This window comes from Paenibacillus taiwanensis DSM 18679 (assembly GCF_000425125.1).
GTDB lineage: Bacteria > Bacillota > Bacilli > Paenibacillales > Paenibacillaceae > Paenibacillus_B > Paenibacillus_B taiwanensis.
Genome location: NZ_KE384308.1, coordinates 434,730 through 458,794, shown reverse-complemented (window position 1 = coordinate 458,794; position 24,065 = coordinate 434,730). Strand labels below are relative to the sequence as shown.

Genomic DNA, 24,065 nt, shown 5'->3' with positions numbered 1-24,065 from the left:
CGGAAACAAGCCCGATAAGCAGGGTTTTATGTGTATAGACAAGTACAGGCTTGTCCCCATCCATCAATAGAGTGTATTAATTTTTGTAGAAAAAGTTAGGTGTATTCCAGGTGTTGTCATAACTTTGATGGAAAATGGAAGTTGCAGCTGGTGACATGGGAGGGATAAGCCAAGTCCAGTCACCCGTTATCGTCCGTCCTTCTGTTAGTTCACGCTGCTCAAACTGCATGAACTGGCGGGCAGCCGTATGATGGTCAACGATACTAACACCAGCTTGTCTGTAAGAGTGAAGAACTGCTGTATTTAATTCAACTAGCGCCCTATCTTTCCACAAATTGATGTTGGAATGGGTAGATAGGCCCATTTGCTCCGCAACTACCGGCAGCAAATTGTAACGTGCTTCATCTGCCAGATTGCGGGCACCAATCTCGGTTCCCATATACCAGCCATTAAATGGTGCGGCTTCGTAACATAATCCACCTATCTCCAACCTCATATTGGACACGATAGGCACCGCGTACCACTTCCAATTAAACGTACCAAACCATGTATATTCAGGATGGACAAGCGGCACTTCCAGTACATCTTGTTTAGGAATATTTCTCCACACTGGTTCATCTTGCCCCCAGCGAATGACTAGCGGCAGCAGATCAAAGGCTCCACCTTGGCTCTGCCAGCCCAGTCTTTGACAAAGCGCTGTTAACTCAACAGAAACAGGGTCCCCAATCACGTGATCAGCCATCTTGTATCCGGCATAACGAATTAGCTGATCATTACAAATTTGCCAGCCATCCTCATGAGCTTGATATGATTTAAAAATCGTAATCGTGGGTCGAATTTGCCCGCCATTAGTGGCATAACGGATATGTTCAAGCAGAGCCTCAAAATATTCATCGGCTGTAGTCGCATGTCGCTTGTCTACTACATGCAGCGTGTTCCAAAATAACCTGCCGATACAACGATTGCTGTTGCGCCATGCCATTTTAGCTCCATGAATAAGCTCCTCGTTAGTATGTTCATACGTTCCGGTGTCATCTATACTTGCTCGAATCTCAGCAAGTCTCTGTTCAGTATAATCTGCGGCGAGCAGCAGTTCAGAATGGCATGCGCGAATAAACGGTTCTGCATGTCTATAAAGAGAGGCTGCTTTATCTGGTATTAAAGTTATTAGGTTCCCCTCCCTGTGACATTAAAATCATATTGACAGATTAACATAAAGTAGCGATTCCCAATCATCAAAAATGACACAAATTAATGACAGGTTGACGTGTTGTGTACTGCATGGCAGTATGCCCGTTTTAGTATACAAATACAATTTTGTTTATACCTCAGCAAGCTCGATTAACCAATAGGCAATTACCCGCATACGATACATGACGAACAACTGGCCACGCAACAGGAGTTGCAGGTGTAAGGAAGGTAAGCTGGAGAAGGGGGTTCAGGATGCGGGCTTATAAAGCAGTTGGAAATGCTGTAGTAGTTGTAGTCCTGATCTTTACGGTTGTGCTGAGCGCATGCAGTAACAGCTCGGGAGAACGTGAAAAAGTTCGACTAGGCGAAGTAGCGAGAACGATTTTTTATGCTCCTCAGTATGTTGCGCTCACTCAAGGATTTTTTGCCGAAGAAGGTCTGGATGTGGAACTGCAAACAACAGCAGGTGGCGACAAGACGATGACGGCGCTTTTATCAGGAGTTATCGATGTTGCTTTGGTAGGATCTGAAACGTCTATCTATGTGTACCAGCAAGGGGCGGATGATCCCGTAATTAACTTTGCACAATTAACGGCAACGGACGGTACATTTCTAATGGCGCGAAACAAACATGCTCATTTTGAGTGGAAGGATCTGAAAGGAAAAGCATTTTTAGGACAACGTAAAGGCGGCATGCCGCAAATGGCAGGTGAATTTACGCTGCGTAAGCACCGTGTTAATCCCCATAAAGACCTGAAATTGATTCAAAATATTGATTTTGCAAATATTGCATCTGCATATGCCTCTGGAACAGGAGAATACGTGCAGCTGTTTGAGCCACAGGCTTCCATCTTTGAACAAGAAGGAAAAGGATACGTAGTTGCTTCGTTCGGGGTAGAGAGCGGTAAACTGCCATATACTGCCTATGTGTCAAAAGGGAGTTTCCTCAAAAAACATCCAGACATAGCGCAAAAATTTACGAATGCGCTCTATAAAGCGCAGCTTTGGGTGGCTGACAATAGTCCCGAGCGAATTGCAGATGCTATTCTTCCTTACTTCAAAGACGCAGATCGTAACATAGTCATTCGTGCAGTGGATCGGTACAAAGAGCAGGGGTCGTATGCGAGTGATCCTTCTTTTGACCAAGAGGAGTGGAACAATTTATTGGATGTATTGCGGGCAGCAGGCGAACTCAAGCAAGAGGTTAAGATCGAGAAGCTCGTAGATAATCAATTTGCACAGTATGCAAAGGCTAATGTGAAATGAGAAACAAGCGGATAATAAAAAAAGGAGGCGGTCTCCGTGCTTCCGACGGTCGAACTGCGTAATGTAACGCATGTCTACGTCAATGAGAGAGAAGCGAAGCTCGCTATCGAGCAGCTTTCGATCTCGATCGCGCCCGGCGAATTTGTCTCTCTTGTTGGACCGAGCGGATGTGGAAAGACGACACTGTTGTCTATAATAGCAGGCCTAGTTGAACCAACAGAGGGAGATGTATTTATTAATGGTGATCGGATAAAAGGAACGACGCAATATATAGGCTACATGCTGCAACAAGATTATTTGTTTCCTTGGCGGACGATTATGGACAATGCATGCATAGGTTTAGAGTTAACGAAGCAGCTAAATGAGGTCACTAAGGAACGTGTCCTTAATTTGCTTGACGGTATGGGGCTTGGTGGGACGGAGAAGCTTTACCCTCATCAATTGTCTGGTGGGATGAGGCAACGTGTAGCGCTCGTACGGACGCTGGCGACGGAGCCTGAGCTGCTGTTACTTGATGAACCGTTTTCAGCGCTTGACTATCAGACCAAGTTGCAGCTAGAGGATTTAATTGTGGAGACACTTAAGGCACGTGAGAAAACAGCCGTACTGGTGACACATGATTTGTCAGAAGCAATTGCCGTCAGTGATCGTGTCGTCGTCTTGAACCGTGACCCGGGTAGTGTAAGGCGATCATTTCAAGTGCCAGAACCGATTCGTTCTGCTCAGCCTTTCTATGCAAGAGAGCAGCATGGATTCAATGATATGTTCCATGAGGTGTGGAAAGAACTAGAGGCGTCCGATCGTAAGGTCAGGGGGAGAAACAATGCCTAACCATCATACGTCTGGAGCCCCCTATCGTTCAGCTGCCCTTGTGAAGAAGACATACGACGATTTTCGCAAGCAAGAGCGTAAGTTTAAACTTCGTGTATCGGCAACACAATTATTTATACTCATCGCATTTATAATTGGTTGGGAATTGGGAGGGCGTCTCAAATGGATTGACCCTTTGCTGTTCAGCTACCCAAGCAAGGTAGGGTACCAGATCTGGAAAGATATGATGGACGGCAGCTTATGGCCGCATCTTGGGATGACGGTAGGTGAGACGATCGTTGGTTTTATGCTGGGCACGATTTTGGGCACGCTGCTTGCTATTATCATATGGTGGTCCCGTTTTCTTGCTAAAGTGCTTGATCCTTATATGGTTGTATTTAATAGTATGCCCAAGGTAGCACTGGGGCCATTGTTTATTGTTGGTTTTGGTCCTGGCTTTACGGCCATCGTAGTGACTACGCTATCGATTACGGTGATGATTACTACGCTTGTTGTCTATAACGCTTTTCGTGAAGTTGACCCGAACTATGTAAAGGTGGTTCAAGTATTTGGTGGCAGAAGAGGCGTTATATTTAAGAAAGTAATTTTGCCCTCGTCATATCCGGCAATCATATCCACGTTAAAGGTTAACGTTGGTTTATCTTGGGTAGGTGTTATCGTCGGCGAGTTTCTCGTATCCAAGGTTGGTCTTGGTTACTTGATTATATACGGTTTTCAAGTGTTTAATTTCACGTTGGTCCTGGCGTCGCTTGTACTTATCGCAATTGTAGCGACATTTATGTATGTCGTTGTGGAGCATCTGGAGCGAAGATGGCTGCGAAAATAGCTTTTTGAATGCCCTGCATCTATTTTATGAAGCTGCGGGGCTTTCGTGCGTTAGCGGTTCCAATTAGATGATTCCTGTTATAATATGTTTAAGTGAGTATCGTGCTCATGGGACAAGTATGCAGATGGAGGACGTGATCAACACATGTTGGACAACTTATCAATAAGAGACGCGCAAATGGACGATTTGGCTGCGATTGTACATATTTATAACTCAACGATCCCAAGTCGATTGGTTACGGCTGATACTAGCCCTGTAACGGTACAGAGTCGTGAAGCATGGTTTCAGGAGCATACACCCGATTTCAGACCGCTGTGGATTGTAGAACAGCATGGAGAAATATGCGCATGGTTCAGTTTTCAATCCTTCTATGGCAGACCTGCCTATAACGCAACGGCAGAAGTGAGTATTTATATTGACGAGCGCTACCGAGGACATGGTCTCGGTAAATACTTGTTGGAACGTGCAATGGAAGCCTGCCCTGAACTGGGGATTCGTTCCTTGTTAGGTTTTATTTTTGGGCATAACGAGCCGAGTTTGGCTTTGTTTCAACGATACGGCTTTGAGCAGTGGGCTTGTTTACCGCAAGTTGCGGAGCTTGACGGGATAGAAAGAGATTTGATTATTGTAGGAAAAAGAGTCGGGTAATCTTCAAGAAAGCTTAACAACTGCTTCGAGAAAACCGCAAGTCAGACATGTTATAATAGCGGCATCTCGTTAAGAAATAATATGGGAATAATGATAACGGAGCCTAGTTGCAAAGGCAGCATCATGGAGGAGTCAGCAGGATGAAGTTGCAGGTAAATCGAATTGAAATGTTTGAATTGATTCAGAAATCTTGGGGTGCGTTTTTCCATAAGTATGAGATGGCGCTAAATGAACTCCAAAGTGATTTCCAAATTATTGACCTAGAGTGGAAAACCAAATTCGGTTATTCACCGATCGAGCATATGAAGGCACGGGTAAAGAACCCGCTGTCACTTCTTAAGAAAATGGAGAAGAAGAACATCCCGTTTAATCAAGCGGCTGTATGTGAGCAAATTCGAGATATAGCAGGAATGCGAATCGTTACTACGTTTATTGATGACGTCTACATGCTGAAGCAGCACATCGAGAATCGTGAAGATATGCGTGTCGTTCAAGTGAAGGATTATATCGAGAATCCGAAGGCAAGCGGCTATAAGAGCCTGCACTTGGTCGTAGAGACGCAAGTTATTTTATCTGAAGATGTGTTGTGGGTACCTGCCGAAATCCAATTGCGTACTTCTTCGATGGACTTCTGGGCTTCTACGGAACACAAATTAAACTACAAATATCAGGGCGGGGCAGTTCCGCAGGAGGCAAAAGATCAGCTGGTAGAGTTGTCAAAGGCATCTTTCTCTTGGGATCAGCAGATGTCGGAGCTTCGTAATCAATTGCTGAAGTAGCGAGCGCTAAGCTCGCTTTTTCTGCGTTACTTCACATTATCACCTGTTCGTGTCAAGCTATAGTACCCTCTATCGACACCATCAATTACATCATGCTATTGAACGAAGGAGCACGCATCATGTTGTTTGGATTTGTTGGCTTTCGTGTGATCAAAACCGCGATTGCTGCTATTATGGCTATACTTGTGGCAGAGCAGCTCGGGCTAAACAGCCATTTGGGAGCTGGAACTTTAGCAATACTGGCAGTAGATGTCACCCGTAAAAAAAGTTTGAGCTCAGTATCGTCACGGTTTTTTGCTTCTATTGTCAGTCTTCTGGTCGCTTGGCTTTTATTTAAGGTGTTCGGGTTTTCACTATGGGTGTTAGCCGCTTATATTTTGTTAACATTTCCTATTGTGGCTAAGATGAACTTTAAACAAGGCATTGTAACCAGTGCGGTTGTTGTATTTCATCTATATGCTTCCGGAGAGGCGACGCTTGCGTCCGTCTGGAATGAGGTACTGCTGCTTGTGTGTGGTCTAGGTTCTGCTACGCTTGTGAACATGGCCTATATGCCCAAAGAGGATGAGAAGCTGATTCAGGATCGAACAGACGTAGACAATAGCTTTTCCAGCATTTTTTTGCAAATTAGCTACAATTTGCGGGATACAACATATGTATGGGACGGACATGAATTAATGGAGGCGGCAGCAAAGATTGATGATGGGATTGAGGTAGCTTCAAAAGCGTTGGAGAACCGCATTATGCCTACTGAGGAAACGAAAATTGAAGAGCATTGGCTGCTTTATTTTTATATGAGAAAATCGCAGCTGGATTCCATTCAAAGTATGTTGCTGCTTCTGGCTCAAATTTACCAGTCACTACCCTATTGTCATCTAGTTGCAGATTTATTTGAACAGTTGAGCGAGGACGTAAAAAATCCTCGTTACACCGGAAAAACAGAACGGCTTCTGAACGAACTGGAGCCCCAAATTCGGGAGTTGGAGCTTCCTAAGACGCGTGAAGAATTTGAAGTACGGGCAGCTATTTTGCAGGTGTTTCGCGAGCTAAGAGATTATTTGAAAATAGCAAAGAAGGATAAGAAGGATACGATGGATGGCGAAGTCCATGCATAAGGGTACTGGAAGAATATTTAACACCTATCGTTAATATATGAGTAAAGGGACTATGCTCTTTGTGAGTATAGTCCCTTATTTGATATAAGGCGGGGTGGCTAGCATGCCTCAACTCAACAACCTGATTCGGATTGGGTTTGTTTTTTCGGTTCACCCGCAAAGAGCGGCTGTCCGTGTTGTGTTTAATGACCAGCCGAATCAACTTAGTGGTTATTTGCCTGTGATCGTGCAGCACAGCACTTATTCATTACCTGCCGTTAACGATAGTGTGTTGTGCTTGTTCCCAAATGGTACGGACGCAGGCTTTTGCCTAGGCACCTATTACTTATCAGGTGATGAGCTTCCGACATTACCAGATGCGTTTCGATCCGTGTGGCTGGAAAATGCTTTGGTAGATCGGAGTCTCGGCATACGGGAAAGCGGGGACGAAAGCGAGCAGTCGAAATACAATTTTGTCGTCCTGACGGGGATACGCGGTGGGGTGGAGTACACCGAACTTTGGATTTTGGTTAATGCTTGGTATGACTACGCCACACAACGTTTTAAGCGGATTAACGTTAACAATTTTAGCTTTGGCTGGCAGCTTCAGGGGGGAGGGACATACCCTGGAGAAGAGCTTACTGGTGATCCCATGAACCAAGGGGTTAGCTTGTGGAAAGCAAATGGAAAAAAGGCGTACTCGGTAGGCGATCCGATGCGGGAGTTGACGGGAGAGGATATCGGCGCACCTGATGGGCAAGGTGGATGGCGTGAGTTTGGCATCATGCTTGGCTGGAACAACGTCTTTATGTGTGATAGTTATGGAGGGATGACGATTGGCGGCAGCGGGCTAGAAATTGACGGCTCGGGAGTGTCGCCTTTTAAAAGGGTGTCACTAGGGAAGTTCAGTGGTGGCAGCATAGATCCGAACCGGGCTTACGTGGACTACGGATATGCATACAATGGATCGATGTGGAATTCTCAGCATGGTATGTGGAATATGGATGAGTATAAATATAACAGCTTCTTTTGGGGGATGGTCAGCCCACTCGATTTTTATGATACAGGGGCATACAATCCAGACTCCAATCGGGCGCTGCTTGACAATACCAAGTGGGTGTGGCGCCTGTTGAGCAAGCATAAAGAGCCCAAGGTAGAAAATTGGATAGACGTGTTTGAAATATCACAAGCAGGTGAAGCCAAGCTAATGGGGAAATCGGTTGCTGCCATCTTTGCGGTCCGTGCAGACATCGTAAACGTCACTGACTTTAATATGTTGTATCCAGACGCGACGTGGAACAAATCTAATACGTTGATCGTAGCTGTTAAAGGTGTGCTCAAGGACGGTACAATTAAGCAACTGGGTGCAATTAATGCTACGTATACCGATTATGGTGTGTATGGTTATTTGGGTCAGGGATTTACGTCTGCACAGGTGTGTATTTCTAAATATTAATGGGTAGGCATAAACGAATTTTTTCATTTTTAGTGCTTGTTCGTAGTGGAAATAAAGGGAGACACGTCATAATTTAACGAACGTCATACGAACATCATGTGAATTCGTGCGTTTAAACTCATTTTTTATGCATCAGTTCTATAAGATTAATTAGTAAGTAGGTCAATCCGTGTATCGTGTCATAAGAGGATGATTGCAGGTATCGCTCTAAATAATTATGGTGTATTGGGCGACAGGGCTATTATTTTTCGGATAATTTTGTTGGAGTAGTAACATAAGCCCACATCGCGCATACACTTTAATTGAATGATTGTATGGAGGAGGTCCAAAGGATGGCAATTTCAGATCACAACCATTGCCGGGAGATTATCACGAAAGCAGTTTGCGGCAAAGGTCGTAAGTTCTCCGTCGTCACACATACGGTCACTCCGCCTCACAATCCGACCAGCATATTGGGGGCATGGATTATAAACCATCAATATGAGGCGGTGCGGGCGGGGGATGGGATTGAGGTTATCGGTACTTACGACATTAACATCTGGTATTCGTACAATAACAACTCTCAAACAGATGTTGCCAAAGAAACAGTTTCGTATGTAGACCTCGTTCCTTTATCGTATGTTGATCCGAGACACCGTGCGTCAACAGAGGAAGTATCTGCTGAATCCACACAGGAGCCTAACTGCGTAGAAGCTACGGTTTCGGCAAGCGGAACGAGTGTTGCAATTCGCGTGGAGCGTGAATTTGCAGTGGAAATGGTTGCAGAAACAAAGGTATGTGTGAGAGTTAGCCCGAACGGCTGTCTGGACCTGGATGACAAAACATTTGATTTTGGCGGGGATACTAGCGAATTCGATGATTTGGATCCGGATTTGACAGACGAGGAAGTGTAAGCAGATCGCCGCAAGCCCTTGCGGCGGTTTCTCTTTTCTAAGGCATACTTTACCATATGCACAAAGGTGCATAACGTAGAGGGCGATAGCCCTCCTTTTTTTTGAAAGTAAGGAAATGGGCTTGAGGCAGATGGGAGGGAGCGTCGTGACGGTTCAGACGGCATCGTACATTCATTTTTGGGAGGAAGGCGATTCCATCATGCCTGTCCTTCCTCTGTCCGAAGGTGGGGCTCTCTTTCATTGGCTCATTGGAAATGCAAGCTGGCGGAAAAAATGGATGCAGCACTTGGCTAAACTGGAGTTGAAGCAGCAGTCTAGGTGTCTCATTTTAAATCGATATAGTCGTGATTGGACAGATCAATCGATGCGGCGATGCCTGAAATTATTTGACATACCTGTATCCGAACAAGCGGTATGGGCAGGTCATTATGCGGCTGCTGCCACTACATACGCAAGAACGATCACTTTTTGGGTTAACCAATTAGAAGTTGCAGCAGCAGGATATAGCTTGTTGCAGCCGAGCGGCAAATTTATGCATCGGCAGCTTGATGACTGGAGCAAGCCACCGTACAAAAGACTGGCTCATTTGGCTATTCGAGCGGCATATGCGCTCGGTTGGGATACGCTGCAAGTAACGATTCAATATGTACATAGTGGGACTCAGCAGGAGGTATTTGAAGTAAACTCTATTGACGATGTTCAGGCAGGTGACGTTGTTGTACAAACGAGTCCAGTGTCTCGTTCAGGGGTTCCTACGTGGGTGTGGGATGCTTACACAAATCAATTGCATGCGGCTGCAAGCACCATTTTGCATGAGGAACGAAGGGCACATCAGAACCTGTTATATGGACTGGATATGGAATATATACTTTACGATGCGGCGAGACGTAAACTTGTAGCGGCCTCCAAATATTTGCCGCGCGGCGGCATTGCTGGATGTGATGCGGTTCGATTGAATGGAAATGTGTGTTACCCCATTATGGAATTACGGCCATTGCCGTCATCTACGCCAGCAGGGCTTGTGCGAGAATTAGATGGAGCGATGCGTTTTGCTGCTAAGGCAATTGACAGAGCTGTTGGATTAAAAATGACCAAGCAAATAGATGGAACTGTAAAAGCAGAGCAGGCTAATAGTGGCGGTTCCTTATTGTGGCATGCTGGTGGGCGGCCTCGTGGCAAGTTTCCGCTTGGAGGTCATATTCACGTATCTGGAATGACAGTTACGGGTGAGCTTATACGAGCGCTCGATTCCTATGTGGCACTTCCCATAAGTCTTCTCGAGCAGGATGGGCCAACTGTTGCTCTACGCCGCAGGCCTAGGTATGGGGCACTCGGAGATGTCAGGCAGCAAGAGCATGGGGGGGCAGGTGGTTTCGAGTATCGCACGCTGCCAAACTTTGCATTTTGTCCTGAATTAACGTTAGATGTACTTGTGCTTACTGATGTGGTCGTCCGTCATTATAAGCAGCTGAACAGACGTAGCGGCGCGGCGCGAACTGTATCGGAAGCCTTTCAGCGGGGAGCACGAGACGTATACAGGGATGAAGCGGTAGAAGGTTTACTTGATGTATATGTGTTGGCAAACGAGAGCGATCGAATAAGTATTACACGATTAATAAGAAAAATCGAGCTGAATTGGACTTGGAATGAGAGCGATGATATACGCTCTGTATGGTTGTGACAGTGATGTTTTGTGTTCTGTCATCATCTACAGGGTGAGGAATCGCTCTTTTTTTGCTATGATAACAAATAGGACTTTTAGAGGCAATTGTATTTGATACGTAAAGCAACATGTAAACTATAAAGCGCAATCAAGATGAACAGCAGCATGCAACGTTCTTATTATACTCATAAATTAATGATGACCCGGTATGGAGGTATATGATGTCCACTTATACACCAATGATTCAACAATATTTGGCCGTAAAAAAACAGGCAGAGGATGCCTTTTTATTTTTCCGATTAGGTGACTTTTATGAATTGTTTTTTGAGGATGCCTTACTGGCATCCAAGGAACTGGAAATTACGCTAACTGGACGAGGCGGTGGCGCAGAAGAGAAAATTCCGATGTGTGGTGTCCCCTATCATGCTGCCGAAAATTATATTCAACGTTTGATCGAGAAAGGGTATAAGGTAGCGATTTGCGAGCAGGTGGAAGATCCTGCTGCAGCTAAAGGGGTTGTGCGGCGGGAAATCGTACGTATCGTTACCCCAGGAACTGTGATGGAAGGCAAATCAATAGATGAGAAATCCAATCGGTATTTAATCGGCATAACTGAGCTTAACGGCAAGCATGCCCTCGCAGCTTGCGATCTGACGACAGGTGAATTGTTAGTATCCTCTGCGCCAAAGGGAACTGGTTGGCTCATGGATGAGCTAAATGTGTATGCGCCTAATGAAATGATTGGAGACGAGGCCTTGTTGGGAGAGGTCAAGCCTCTGACCGCTGTCTGGAATCGTAATGTGCTGTTCACGGCATGGCCAGAGCGAGATGATTTATTGGCACGGCAGCAATTTGGCGAATCGGTATGGGGACGGCTTGAAATTGAGCGGCAGCATGTCATCAGTATGATGATGGCTTACTTAAAAACAACGCAGAAGCGATCGCTTGGCCAATTAACGACAATTCGTGAGTTGGAGCCGGATCAATATTTAGTGCTTGATCCATTTACGCGCCGGAATTTGGAGTTAACGGAGACGGTAAGAGAGCGGGTCAAGAAAGGATCGCTGCTCTGGCTGCTGGATAAAACTGAAACTTCGATGGGAGGGAGGCTGCTGCGGCGTTGGATCGACAAGCCGCTGCTGAACCGAGCAACTATCGAAGCACGACTTGAAGCGGTAAATACATTGTATCACCAGCTTATTTGGCGTGAGGAGTTGCGTGAGCAGCTTTCGGCGATCTATGACTTGGAGCGTCTTGTTGCGCGTATCGCTTTTGGTACGGCGAACGGTCGGGATTTGATCGCGATGAAGCTGTCATTGGAACGTGTGCCACAGCTAAAAGAACTGTGCCTGAGTATGTCCTCTACAACGCTGCAGCAAGTTGCTAATCAAATGGACGCGTGTCAAGATATTGCGGAGTGGATTGAGCAAGCGATCATTGAAGAGCCGCCAGTATCTACACGCGAAGGGAATTTGATTAAGACGGGCTATGACGCCCATTTGGACAAGCTCCGCGAAGCGAGTGTAAACGGGAAACGCTGGATTGCGGAGTTGGAGCGAAAAGAGCGTGAAGCGACGGGGATCAAGTCGCTTAAGATTGGTTACAACAAAGTGTTTGGTTATTACATCGAGGTTACGAAATCTAATTTGGCAGCACTGCCTGAAGGACGATATGAACGCAAGCAGACGCTTGCCAATGCTGAACGATATGTAACACCTGAATTAAAGGAAAAAGAAGCCTTGATTTTAGAGGCTGAAGATAAAATGGTTGGTCTTGAGTATGAGTTGTTTAGTGAACTGCGTCAACGTATTAATGATCATATCCGACGCTTGCAAACGTTGGCGGAAGCGCTGGCTGAGATGGATGTGTACCAATCGCTTGCGACCGTAAGTGCCAAGCAGCGCTTTGTGAAGCCTGCGTTGCATGACGGCTATGACTTGGATGTGACCAATGGTAGACATCCGGTCGTAGAGGCTGTGATGCAGCAAGGCAGCTTTATGGCCAATGACACTGCACTTCATGAGCAGGATTCTTCCATGCTGCTCATTACCGGGCCGAATATGGCCGGCAAAAGCACCTATATGCGCCAAGTCGCGTTAATATGTATTATGGCTCAAATTGGGTGTTTTGTTCCGGCAGATGCTGCCTCTGTTCCTTTGGTAGATCGTATCTTTACACGGATTGGTGCGGCAGACGATCTGATCGGCGGACAGAGCACGTTTATGGTTGAAATGATGGACATTCAAGTTATGACTGAAAAGGCAACAAGACGGAGCCTGGTTGTCATTGATGAACTCGGTCGAGGCACTTCCACTAGTGAAGGGATGTCAATCGCGCAGGCCGTAATCGAATTCGTACATCATCGTATCGGCTGCAAGGCGTTGGTGTCTACGCATTTTCATGAGCTGGCGCACTTGGAGGACAGATTGACACGTTTGAGAAATGTCTGCATGGCTGTGCAAGAGAACGGAAACGACGTGACCTTCCTTCGTAAACTTATTCCAGGAGCGGCGAGCACAAGTTATGGGATTTACTGCGCACGTCTGGCAGGATTACCGGATTCAATTATAACAAGGGCATATGATTTGCTCACAAATTACGAGGGCGAAGCGCCAAAAGTTTCGGCTGGGGATAGTTCGCAACTAACAAGTCCTGCAAGTGAAAGCGAATTGAAGCTGGTTCAGCTGTCCTTATTCGGTGATGAAGCAGCAATTCAAGCTGCAAATTCGAAATCGCTTGCCAATACAAAGGCTAAAGCTGAGGATGGGGGTACGGCAAGCAGACAAACGGCAGTGGCTACTGAAATTGACCATCCGCTTAACGACATGCAGCCACCTTTCACTCCTGATCAACGGCTTGAAGACGGGGAAACTAGTAATCCAGCTGCTATGAAAGCTTCGAGTAAGGGGCAGACAGATCCTCGTACAGAGCAAGCGCTAGAGCTTCTTGAAACATTGCAGGAGGTTGATGTGATGTCAATGACACCGCTTGAAGCGATGAATCAACTGCATGAATTGATGCGAGCTGCAAGGAAGATGAAGTAAGCTTGTTTGTATCATTTTAGTATCCTAAAGGAAGATAGTACCACAAATAGTGCGCGTGATACGATGGTAGTTATAATTATAGTTATAGTTGTAGAAATCAAAGTTTTATCCGCATCGTATGCGTAAAGGGACGGGGTGAGACGATGGCTATTATCCATGTGCTGGATGATCAGCTTGCGAACCAGATAGCTGCTGGAGAAGTGGTGGAACGTCCGGCATCTGTAGTTAAGGAATTAGTTGAAAATGCAATTGATGCTGGCAGCAGACATATTGATGTGGTCGTCGAAGAGGGCGGCCTCCAGTTCATACAAGTAAAGGACAACGGATCTGGAATTGCGGAGGATGATGTGGAGACTGCTTTTGAACGGCATGCGACGAGCAAAATTCGTTCAAATCGTGATTTATTTGCGATTCGCAGTCTAGGTTTTCGCGGCGAGGCTTTACCGAGTATAGCCGCGGTAGCTAAGGTAGAAGTCGTTACTTCTACAGAGTCTACTGGCTTGGGAAGGCGAATTGTCATTGAAGGTGGACACCTGCTGACACATGAGCCGACCCAGTCCATGCAGGGGACAACATTTACGATCAAAGAACTGTTTTATAATACACCGGCACGCTTAAAGTATATGAAGACCATTCAGACAGAGCTTGGACATATATCTGATTTGATGTATCGTTTAGCCTTGTCATATCCAGAGATCAGTTTCTCGCTTAAACATAACGAAAATATGCTGCTGCAAACGCTAGGCAATGGTGACCTGTTACAAGTTATTGCTGCGGTGTATGGTGTCCAAACGGCCAAGCAGATGATTAAAGTAAAAGCAGAGCATTTGGATTACGATGTAGAAGGTTATATCGGAAAGCCTGAGCTTACACGCTCTAATCGAAATGCAATGTCTTGGTTTGTGAATGGTCGATATGTGAGGAGTTTTCCATTAAACCAGGCGGCGCTGCGGGCTTATCACACGTTACTTCCTATCAATCGTTATCCGGTCATCGTTATGCAGGTGAAAATGCATCCGACCTTGGTAGATGTGAACGTCCATCCGTCCAAGATGGAGGTACGGTTCAGCAAAGAGGCTGAACTGTCTGAGTTTGTGGAATCGGCTTTCCGCGAGGGGCTTGTCGGACAGACTCTTATTCCAAAGGCTGTTCCTACACCGAAAGCGAAAGTCAAAACGTATGTCGAGCAAGCTCAAATGGACTGGGCTGCTTCTACTAATGAGCAAGGTATTCCGATGCAGGCTCGCGGCTCACTAGTGTTTCATGCGCCCAAGGAAGAGCGTTCCTCAGGCCATAATGAGCGATTGCCCGAGATAACACACCAAAGCTCTGCTTCTGACGACAGAAATGCGAATAAAACTGCTGTGGCAGCTGAAATGTCTGATCCCCTTACTAGAATAGAGCAGCCAAACGCTGTTCAGGAGCCGGCCTCTACAAAGTTTGCTGAAGCAGAGCAGCTAGAGAACAATGCGCCACACGTCGCTGATGAGCAAGCGGGGCCTATTCATGTTATGGATGATGCGCCATATTCGGCAGTTTCCATTTCAACAGACCAGAAGGAAATTGGGGAGGGTGGGCATTCAAACCGCGCATCCTTCACGCATAATCGACAACGTGAGCATGGGGCTAATTATGAAGTTCAGCATTCGGGTACAAGGCCAGATGATAGGGTATCATCGAGTAGTGATAAGGGATCAAACAACCGCGATCAATCAAGCAAGGCGGACGATTTCTACCGTCGGCAATCGCAGCGAGAGGAACGTTTACCTGTTAACCGTACAACCTTAGCCGCGTGGAACAAAGTAATGGAGCAGAGCGCTGTTACGGATGCTGCGCTCCCTCCGTTTCCGGCTTTGTCTTATATTGGTTCTTTGCATGGTACCTACTTGATTTGCGGCAACGAAGAAGGATTATACTTAATAGATCAGCATGCAGCACATGAGCGGGTCAATTATGAATACTATGTTGACAAGTTTGGTAAACCGATCGACGCCTTTCAGGAACTGCTTATTCCTTTAACAATTGAGCTGACACCGAATGAAGCGGCTCGTATTCGAGAGCGTTTGCCGCTGCTAGAACAGGTAGGAATTGCTGTAGAGCCGTTTGGCGCGCAAACATTTCTAATTCGCTCTCACCCCTACTGGTTTCCAAACGGGGAGGAAGAGGGTCTCATTCAAGACATGATGGACTGGGTGCTAAGTGAAAAAGCGCCAAACATTACGACAATGCGTGAAGCATCAGCCATAATGTGTTCCTGTAAAGCGTCTATTAAAGCGAATCAGCGCATTACACAAGAGGAAGCGGATATGTTAGTCGCAAGACTAGGCGCTTGCAAGCAGCCATTTACGTGTCCGCACGGCAGACCAATCATTATCAAGTTCACAAATCATGATCTGGAAAAAATGTTTAAGCGTATTATGTAAGGAACACATATCATATATGATTTAGGGTACATGAGCATTTGTATTTACGTTTCTGTACCGTTTATAATGAGGAGGAACCTATGATTATTACGACAGGTGATTCGACTTCGCCTCATGTTATTGCTCAAGCTCAATCGCTGGCGAAGGAACTGGGTTGCCTGTATACGACTCGGAGAAAGCAATCGTTTCCCCAACTGCGGAAACGTTACGGTGACGACCAATTTCTAATTATGATGGACTCCGGTATTCGTTATACACAGATTGGACAGGCGGATCTAACCTATCATCCAAGCATGGCATTTATTCGATCAAAGCGGCTGCTAAATGGGGAGTCAGATACGATGATTCGCGCGGCACGCACGAAACCAGGTGATGTGGTGTTGGACTGTACGGCAGGCTTAGGGGGCGATGCCCTCGTTTTTTCGATGGCTGTTGGCGACACAGGCAGTGTTACGGCATGTGAGAGTCAACTGCCGTTGTATGTACTCGTCAGAGAAGGGCTGCGTGCCTACGTATCAGAGGTTGAGGAGATCAATCGTGCGATGAGACGTATCCGCATGGAGCACAGTCCTTATTTGGACATGTTATTACGTTTGCCTGATCGATCGGTGGATACGATTTATTTTGATCCGATGTTTCGTCTGCCTGTACATGAATCAGCTGCTATTGATCCGCTGCGTCATTTGGCGAATCACGAACCGCTAGCAGCAGAGGCGGTGCAGGAGGCGATACGTGTAGCACGCAAGACAGTAGTTATGAAAGAGCTGCGCGGCAGTGAGGAATTTACTCGACTGGGGTTTTCCCGCGTCGAGCGTACAGGTTCTAAATTAGCATATGGAGTGATTGACATTGTCGGCAACGAATAGTCCTAGACATCGACTGCTTGTTTTAGTCGGTCCTACGGCGGTCGGCAAGACAAAGTTAAGTTTGCAATTGGCCCATCATTGGGATGCTGAGATCATATCGGGAGATAGCATGCAGGTGTATCGGCATATGGACATCGGGACAGCTAAGTTACCTTTAGCTGAGCGGGATGGGATTCCACATTATATGATGGATATTCATGAGCCTGATGAGCCATTTTCGGTTGCTGAATTTCAGGATCGTTGTCGTGAGCTGATTCCCGATATAGCTGGCCGCTATAAGCTTCCATTTATTGTTGGTGGGACAGGTCTTTATGTGGAGTCGCTGTGTTACGGATTTGAGTTCAGCGAACAAGGATCTGACGAGCCATTCCGACTAGAAATGGCCCAGCTAGCAGAGGAGCAGGGGAACGAGATTCTGCATGAACAGTTGCGGCGTGTAGACCCCGAATCGGCTGAAAGACTGCACCCGAATGATGTACGGAGAGTCATTCGCGCTTTAGAAATATTTCGTTTAACTGGACAGAAAATGTCAGAACAGTTGGAAGTCCAACAGCGTCAACCGCAATATGATTTATGTTTTATTGGTTTGACAATGGACAGGCAATTGCTATATAAACGAATAGAGGCCCGAATTGATGAGATGCTTGAAGAAGGGCTTGTACAAGAAGTTGAGCAATTACTGCAGCGAGGGTATTCCCGATCACTTGTTTCGATGCAAGGTCTCGGTTATAAAGAAATAGCTGCGTATTTAGCAGGAGAGACGTCCTATGAGGCCGCTGTCACACTGCTTAAGCGCGATACCCGTCGGTTCGCTAAGCGTCAACTGTCATGGTTCCGTCGTATGAAGGACATTCATTGGATCGACGTGACGGACAGTACACGATATGATGAACATTTCTCACAAATTTGTGGCATCGTAGCAGGAAAGTTTCGCTAAGAGGTTGAATATATTTCAACACTATATCAAGATTATGGGGGTACGGACGATGAATAAATCCATTAATATCCAAGATACGTTCTTGAACCAGCTACGCAAGGAGAGCATTCCGGTAACTGTATATTTGACGAACGGGTTCCAGATTCGCGGTATCATTCGCGCATTTGACAACTACACAATCGTTATTGACAGTGACGGACGCCAGCAAATGGTATTTAAGCATGCGATCTCCACATTCACGCCGATGCGCAACGTATCCCTGATGCAGGACCATCAGAACGAATCTTAATCCGTTGCTTAAGGTGCTGGCACAGCTCCTTGAGAATGAAATGAAACTTTTTCAGGCTTTGCAACGTCTACATGTATAGTACGGTCAAGAACAACCCTACAAGGGTTGTTCTTTTCGTTGGAGTGTGCGGTACGTCTGCTCCATCCGCTTGACGGCTTCGTTTTAGTCTTATGTTGAAGGGCAGCGGCCAGCCGAGTGCGTCGAATCTTAACCGTATAGCTTGCGTAAAGAGAAAGGTTGGAGCGATGTGCAGCTTGCTGCCGTTACTAGACGGCCTACAAAAGGGTAATAACACTCATCTTCTCCAGCAGCGCAATAAAGAGAAATCTTCACGGAAAAGGGAGTCGGAAACAATGTCTAACAATGATAAGTTGTCTCGCAGCAATCGAGGACAACGAACTAGCAGTACCGGTCATACAAGTACTAGCAACCATTCTGGTCAACGTGGTAATGGGAGCGGCAACATGTCCAAGCCGAAGAAGAAGTGGTCATGGAAGAAGACTTGGTGGCTTATGTTTTTTACGACCGCATTTGCAATCTTTTGTGCGGTAGGCGGCTATTTGTTTATTTTGCTAAATGGCGAGCGACTCATGAAAGAATATAAAGAAGCAGATATGTTCCAAATGGCGGAAGCCTCTACTGTGTTTGACCGCAAAGGAAATGAGATTGCGAAGCTGGGGCATGGGGCTAGCAATCGTGAAGTGGTGGAAGCAGGAGAAATTCCTGATATGTTGGAAAATGCGTTTATTGCAACGGAAGATCGCCGTTTCAAAGAGCATCAAGGAGTAGACCTGTGGTCAATTGGGCGTGCAATGGTAAAAGACGTTATGCACGGCAGCCTGAAGGAAGGCGGCAGCACCATTACGCAGCAGTTAGCCAAAAACATGTTTTTGACGAGTGACAAGACATTTTTCCGTAAAGCAACGGAAGTGTCGATCGCATTAGCTTTGGAGAATCACTATACAAAAGACGAAATTATTACGATGTATTTGAATCGTATTTTCTTTGGTCAAGGTGCCTATGGTGTGAAGGCTGCCTCTATTCGTTACTTTGGCGAAAGTGATTTGAGCAAGTTAAAAGTTTGGCAAATGGCGACATTGGCGGCAATGCCGAAGGCGCCGTCCCGATACAATCCGATCTCAAATCCGGATCTTTCCAAGGAACGTCGTAAAGTGGTCTTAACACTCATGTATGAGGAGAAATACATCTCACTGTCAGAAATGGAAGAGGCAGCGGCAGTTGATTATGTGCCACCTAAGTCTAATGGCGTGAATGATCAGACTGAAAAGGGCGATGCCGCATATATGGCCTTTGTAGATTATATGGTGCAGGAAGCGGAGGAACGTACGGGGTTAACAGAGGATGAATTGCTGCGTGGCGGGTTCAGCATCTATACGACGATGGATGGAGATGCCCAACGTGCTGTGTTTAAAGAATTTAGTGATGATGACAACTTTGAGAAAAGTAAGGATGACATCAAATCACAAGGTTCGATGGTCATATCTGACCATCGGAGTGGAGCGCTGATGGCGATGGTAGGCGGACGTGATTACGTAAAAAAAGGGTGGAACCGTGCAAATGTAAAACGCCAACCAGGGTCTGCCTTTAAACCAATCGTATCATTTGGGCCAGCAATAGAAACAGGACAGTGGTTCCCTTGGTCAACACTGCGGGATGACAAGCAGTGTTTTGGTAACTATTGCCCGACCGATCTGGGACGTAACAAGTACGTGGGACCGATTGAAATGACTGAGGCTTTTAAACGTTCCACTAACTTGCCAGCAGTGTGGCTCCTAAATGAAATTGGGATAAAGAACGGGACTCAGTTTGCAGAGAAGCTAGGAATTGAGTTGGACAAGGGTGATTACAACCTTTCTATTGCGCTTGGCGGTATGACAAGAGGCACAACACCTATCGAGATGGCGGAGGCCTACAATGCATTTGCCAACGGAGGTAACTATTTCCCTGCCTATACGATCAAGCAAATTAAAGATCGTAAAAATACGGATGTGTATACTTACACTGTGCCTAAGCCTGAGCGAGTAATGTCAGAGAAGACGGCTTATTATATGACTCAAATGATGCAAGAAGTAGTTAACAGTGGAACAGGTAAAGCGGCCAAGATGGATCGTCCTGTTGCAGGGAAAACAGGTTCTACACAACACTCTGTACCTGGTTATGATGGCCCAGGTAATCGTGATTTGTGGTTTGTAGGCTACACGCCGGAGTGGACAGGGTCTGTATGGATGGGATACGACAAGACAGACCGAGATCATGTTCTTGTCGGCAGCAGCGGTCAGCCTGCCGCACTATTCAGTAAAGTAATGACTCAAGCGCTAAAAGGTGTTGACAGTCAAACGTTCAACAAGCCAGAGGACGTTAAAGAAGAAGAGAAACCGAAACCGCCAGCGACAGTATCGGGCTTGCAGGGTTCCTATTCAGAGAACACCAAGTCGATCTCGTTAACTTGGAAAGCCGTTGAAGGAAAAAATGTAAAGTACAACTTGTACCGTAAAGCAAGTGCTGATCCGCAATTTACGAAAATATTAGCTGGCATTCAAGCGAACGAAGCCGAGGACATCGGTGTATTTGCGGGAGAAACGTACACGTACTATGTGACAGCTACGAGTGAGGATAAACCAGAAGAGTCTGCCAAGTCCAATGAAGCGGTGATCAAGATTGAAGCCGAGAATGTCGAACCACCGACAAAACCTGTTGATCCGCCAGTGATCGATCCTGTGGACCCTAATGTGCCTGGTGGAGGAGAGATAGATAATCCGAACGGTAACAATGGGAATAATGGAAATGGCAATAATGGTGGCGGTAATAACGGCAACGGTAGTGAAGGAAATGGCAGCAACAATGGAAATGGAGACGGAGGTATTATCCCGCCAGACACGGGTGGCACCGTAGAACCAGACAATGGGACTGACAATTCTACCTCCGGCCAGTCGGGTAATGGATCAAGCAACGAGACGGGTGGAACCATTTCCAGTAATACAGGCAAACATGATAATTCAAACGGCAAGCTTGACAAAAATAAAGAGCGAGGTGGGCAAGGTGCGGATTCCGCTGCCTTCCCGCCAGCAGCTTAAATCAAACACTTGATCCGTTTCATAAGGAGCGAATAAACGTTGAAATCAAATCGTCCACACCCGTTGTTACGTCAGACAGTAATAAAAACAGGAAGTGTACTGATATTAAGTATGTTATTAATCAGTGTGATTGGCTGTGGGCAAAAAAATACACCTGCTGCACCAACGGAAAGCAACACGGCAAGTGGGTCAGCTCCTGTCGAGAACAAAGCGAAGTCATGGGCTGAAATGCCCAAAATGACGATTGATCCAAACGCCAGCTATGTGGCCGAAGTAAAAACAACAAAAGGCACGTTTGAAATCGAGCTGTTTGCCAAAGAAGCACCGCAGACCGTAAACAACTTTGTGTTCCTAGCAAACGAACACTACTATGACGGTATTACGTTCCACCGGATTATGGAGACGTTTATGGTGCAAACTGGGGATCCACTCGGCACTGGTATGGGCGGGCCAGGTTATACGATTCCAGATGAACTGGATAGCAAGCGCTCCTATGAGCCTGGAGTGGTAGCGATGGCAAAGTCTAGTCAGCCCAATAGTGCTGGCAGTCAGTTCTTTATTTGCACGGGTGATGATGCAGGGAGCTTAAACATGAATCCTGTATATCCGATTTTTGGTAAAGTGAAGAGCGGGATGGACGTTGTGACGGCAATTGCCAAAACACCTGTGGTGGAGAATCCCGATACGACAGAAATAAGCAAGCCGAAGGAAGAAGTAAAGATTGAGTCGGTTACGATTCATAAGTCTTAAAGGATATAGAATTAAATAGAATTACATCAATTGACCAAAAGGAAGCATGCAATAATTGAATTGCGTGCTTTCTTTTTACCTAAAGGGGGACCATAATATGACAGAAATGTTGGATCATGCAGCAACGCCTCCGCGCAGCACACGGCAAAATAAACCGAAACGAGCGGGGCTAATCCGTAGAATAGTGTTGTTGATCGGCGCATTGCTTCTGTTAGGGTTGTTATGGACAGGTTACGTCCTGTGGAAAATAACAGGCACAAGCGATGGAACTCCGCTTGCAACAAGTGATGTTGGCATTGTGCTAGGGGCGTCTTTGTGGGGGGATGAGCCAAGCCCTGGATTAAAGGAGCGCCTTGATCTGATGGTGAAGCTCTACAATGAAGGTCGCTTCAAGCAAGTTATCGTCACAGGCGGCAAAGATACGCCTACGGCCACTTATACAGAAGCGGAGGGCAGCAAACGTTATTTAATTGCACATGGCATTCCAGAGTCAGTTATATGGCTGGAAAACTCATCTACAAGCACACTGGAAAATTTACAATTCGCACAGCCTATTGTTCGTGAGCATCAGTGGTCATCGGTTACGATTGTCACACATAATTTTCACGGTAATAGGGCGTATGAAATAGCGGCAAAGCTGGGGTACGAGCAGTTGCATGTCGAAACAGTAGCAAGTAAGGTTCTGTCAACCGTTTACCATTTTGGCCGAGAGACACTTGCTTATACGAAATGGAAATGGGACGAGCTGTGGCTCTAAATCTGCTAATATCCTTGCTATCAATAGAATATGTTGGATAAGCGGCATGAATTAGTTTGCTAAATAACGAATGTCATAGGGCGACACGTCGGGAGGATCAATTGTAATATAGGTGAAGTGATTCAGAGGGTATAGCTTTAAATGAAGGAGTGATTTTAAGTGACAAGTGATAATCGCTCTATTACTACTCAAGATCGAAAAATTAGTATCGTCTTTAATAACTATTCGGAATCGATACAACCGCCTGAGCCAAAGGAATCGATGACCACCTCCATTGCTGAAGAGTTTCCCGAAGCGTTTAATGAGCTTGACGAGATGATTGGTCTTGATGAAGTAAAACAAATTGTATTTGAAATATACGCGATGCTGCGTGTTCAAAAAATTCGGCAAGCCGAGGGGTTGCAGGCAAATTCGCAAGTGTATCATATGATCTTCTCAGGTAATCCGGGCACAGGGAAAACGACAGTGGCTAGAATTGTAGCAAAGATGTTCCACCAACTCGGAGTCATTTCTAAAGGTCATCTGCTTGAAGTGGATCGTGCTGATCTGGTTGGGGAATACATTGGTCATACGGCTCAGAAGACGAGAGAAGTGGTTAAAAAGGCAATGGGCGGCGTACTGTTTGTAGATGAAGCTTATAGTTTGGCGCGTGGTGGGGAAAAAGATTTTGGAAAAGAAGCGATCGACTGTTTGGTGAAACTAATGGAAGACCGGCGAAATGACTTTATTTTGATTATTGCGGGATATCCACGGGAAATGAATGACTTATTGGAATTAAATACTGGACTGCCTTCTCGTTTTGCGATGCATGTAGATTTTCCTGACTATTCGATCGACGAACTAATCAAGATTTTACTCAAAATGGCGTTTGAAAAGGAGTATGTTATCCAACCGTCAGCCATTGATAAGATTAAAGAGTACATTGTGAAAGAAAAAGAGATAAAGCAAAATTTCAGTAACGCTCGATTTATTAGAAATATGTTAGAAAAAGCAATACGAAACCATGCTGTAAGACTAACTAGAAAGTGGTCCTCAAGCAAAATAAATAAATCCAATTTGATAAATTTGACGAACGAAGATTTTCATTACTTTGAAAAGAATGAACCAGCTCCTAGCCAGTCGGTTGATCCATTTGATCGGTATATTCATTTGCTCACGAAGGAATAGAGAGACACAAAGAGCAGCACATTTAAATTGCGAGCCAAAATGAGGTATACTGTATATCGTATTGCACTGCAAAATAGGTCCGTTAAATGG

At 45.8% G+C, this 24,065-nt stretch carries 19 protein-coding genes; 18 read left to right on the top strand and 1 reads right to left on the bottom strand.

Going from position 1 to position 24,065, the window contains the following annotated elements:
• Positions 1 to 76: 76 nt before the first annotated feature.
• Positions 77 to 1,159: a nitric oxide synthase oxygenase gene (locus H509_RS0120340; RefSeq protein ID WP_028546698.1), complete on the bottom strand. Its 1,083-nt coding sequence runs from the start codon at positions 1,157 to 1,159 to the stop codon at positions 77 to 79.
• Between the two features lie 284 nt (positions 1,160 to 1,443).
• Between H509_RS0120340 and H509_RS0120335 the strand changes: the two genes are divergently transcribed.
• The 18 genes from H509_RS0120335 to H509_RS26150 all read left to right on the top strand — a co-directional run bounded on the left by H509_RS0120335 (position 1,444) and on the right by H509_RS26150 (position 23,975).
• On the top strand, positions 1,444 to 2,457 hold the full coding sequence (locus H509_RS0120335; protein WP_028546697.1) for an ABC transporter substrate-binding protein: 1,014 nt from the start codon (positions 1,444 to 1,446) through the stop codon (positions 2,455 to 2,457).
• 36 nt (positions 2,458 to 2,493) lie between these two features.
• Positions 2,494 to 3,288, top strand: a complete 795-nt coding sequence (locus H509_RS0120330; protein WP_028546696.1) for an ABC transporter ATP-binding protein — start codon at positions 2,494 to 2,496, stop codon at positions 3,286 to 3,288.
• On the top strand, positions 3,281 to 4,114 hold the full coding sequence (locus tag H509_RS0120325; protein ID WP_028546695.1) for an ABC transporter permease: 834 nt from the start codon (positions 3,281 to 3,283) through the stop codon (positions 4,112 to 4,114). Before H509_RS0120330 ends, H509_RS0120325 begins: the two co-directional genes overlap by 8 nt.
• Positions 4,115 to 4,258: 144 nt before the next feature.
• A complete protein-coding gene (locus H509_RS0120320) occupies positions 4,259 to 4,762 on the top strand; it encodes a GNAT family N-acetyltransferase (RefSeq protein WP_028546694.1) in 504 nt (167 codons plus the stop codon).
• Positions 4,763 to 4,902: 140 nt separating this feature from the next.
• Complete coding sequence (locus tag H509_RS0120315; RefSeq protein WP_028546693.1) at positions 4,903 to 5,541, top strand: GTP pyrophosphokinase; 639 nt, start codon at positions 4,903 to 4,905, stop codon at positions 5,539 to 5,541.
• A gap of 119 nt (positions 5,542 to 5,660) precedes the next feature.
• A complete protein-coding gene (locus H509_RS0120310; RefSeq protein ID WP_028546692.1) occupies positions 5,661 to 6,656 on the top strand; it encodes an aromatic acid exporter family protein in 996 nt (331 codons plus the stop codon).
• 103 nt (positions 6,657 to 6,759) lie between these two features.
• Positions 6,760 to 8,091 (top strand): hypothetical protein, encoded by a 1,332-nt coding sequence (locus H509_RS26165; RefSeq protein ID WP_245596206.1) that lies wholly within the window; start codon positions 6,760 to 6,762, stop codon positions 8,089 to 8,091.
• A 332-nt stretch (positions 8,092 to 8,423) separates the two neighbouring features.
• Positions 8,424 to 8,984: an outer spore coat protein CotE gene (locus tag H509_RS0120295; protein ID WP_028546691.1), complete on the top strand. Its 561-nt coding sequence runs from the start codon at positions 8,424 to 8,426 to the stop codon at positions 8,982 to 8,984.
• A gap of 145 nt (positions 8,985 to 9,129) precedes the next feature.
• On the top strand, positions 9,130 to 10,665 hold the full coding sequence (locus H509_RS26160) for a putative amidoligase domain-containing protein (protein WP_051287474.1): 1,536 nt from the start codon (positions 9,130 to 9,132) through the stop codon (positions 10,663 to 10,665).
• A 203-nt stretch (positions 10,666 to 10,868) separates the two neighbouring features.
• The gene (gene mutS, locus H509_RS0120285) at positions 10,869 to 13,691 is read left to right on the top strand and encodes a DNA mismatch repair protein MutS (protein ID WP_028546690.1); all 2,823 of its coding nucleotides are present in this window, start codon (positions 10,869 to 10,871) and stop codon (positions 13,689 to 13,691) included.
• Positions 13,692 to 13,834: 143 nt separating this feature from the next.
• The gene (gene mutL / locus H509_RS0120280; protein ID WP_028546689.1) at positions 13,835 to 16,114 is read left to right on the top strand and encodes a DNA mismatch repair endonuclease MutL; all 2,280 of its coding nucleotides are present in this window, start codon (positions 13,835 to 13,837) and stop codon (positions 16,112 to 16,114) included.
• A gap of 80 nt (positions 16,115 to 16,194) precedes the next feature.
• Positions 16,195 to 16,980, top strand: coding sequence for a class I SAM-dependent methyltransferase (locus H509_RS0120275; RefSeq protein ID WP_028546688.1), 786 nt, complete (start codon positions 16,195 to 16,197; stop codon positions 16,978 to 16,980).
• Positions 16,964 to 17,917, top strand: a complete 954-nt coding sequence (gene miaA, locus H509_RS0120270) for a tRNA (adenosine(37)-N6)-dimethylallyltransferase MiaA (RefSeq protein WP_051287472.1) — start codon at positions 16,964 to 16,966, stop codon at positions 17,915 to 17,917. The genes H509_RS0120275 and miaA overlap by 17 nt, the downstream gene beginning before the upstream one ends.
• Positions 17,918 to 17,966: 49 nt before the next feature.
• On the top strand, positions 17,967 to 18,206 hold the full coding sequence (gene hfq, locus H509_RS0120265) for an RNA chaperone Hfq (RefSeq protein WP_028546686.1): 240 nt from the start codon (positions 17,967 to 17,969) through the stop codon (positions 18,204 to 18,206).
• Positions 18,207 to 18,559: 353 nt separating this feature from the next.
• Positions 18,560 to 21,301: a PBP1A family penicillin-binding protein gene (locus H509_RS26155; protein ID WP_245596205.1), complete on the top strand. Its 2,742-nt coding sequence runs from the start codon at positions 18,560 to 18,562 to the stop codon at positions 21,299 to 21,301.
• A gap of 39 nt (positions 21,302 to 21,340) precedes the next feature.
• Positions 21,341 to 22,051 carry a peptidylprolyl isomerase gene (locus H509_RS0120255; RefSeq protein ID WP_245596204.1) on the top strand — a complete coding sequence of 237 codons (711 nt, stop codon included), beginning with the start codon at positions 21,341 to 21,343 and terminating at the stop codon, positions 22,049 to 22,051.
• Between the two features lie 97 nt (positions 22,052 to 22,148).
• A complete protein-coding gene (locus H509_RS0120250) occupies positions 22,149 to 22,808 on the top strand; it encodes a YdcF family protein (RefSeq protein WP_028546684.1) in 660 nt (219 codons plus the stop codon).
• A gap of 159 nt (positions 22,809 to 22,967) precedes the next feature.
• Positions 22,968 to 23,975, top strand: coding sequence for an AAA family ATPase (locus H509_RS26150; protein ID WP_051287470.1), 1,008 nt, complete (start codon positions 22,968 to 22,970; stop codon positions 23,973 to 23,975).
• Positions 23,976 to 24,065 lie beyond the last annotated feature (90 nt).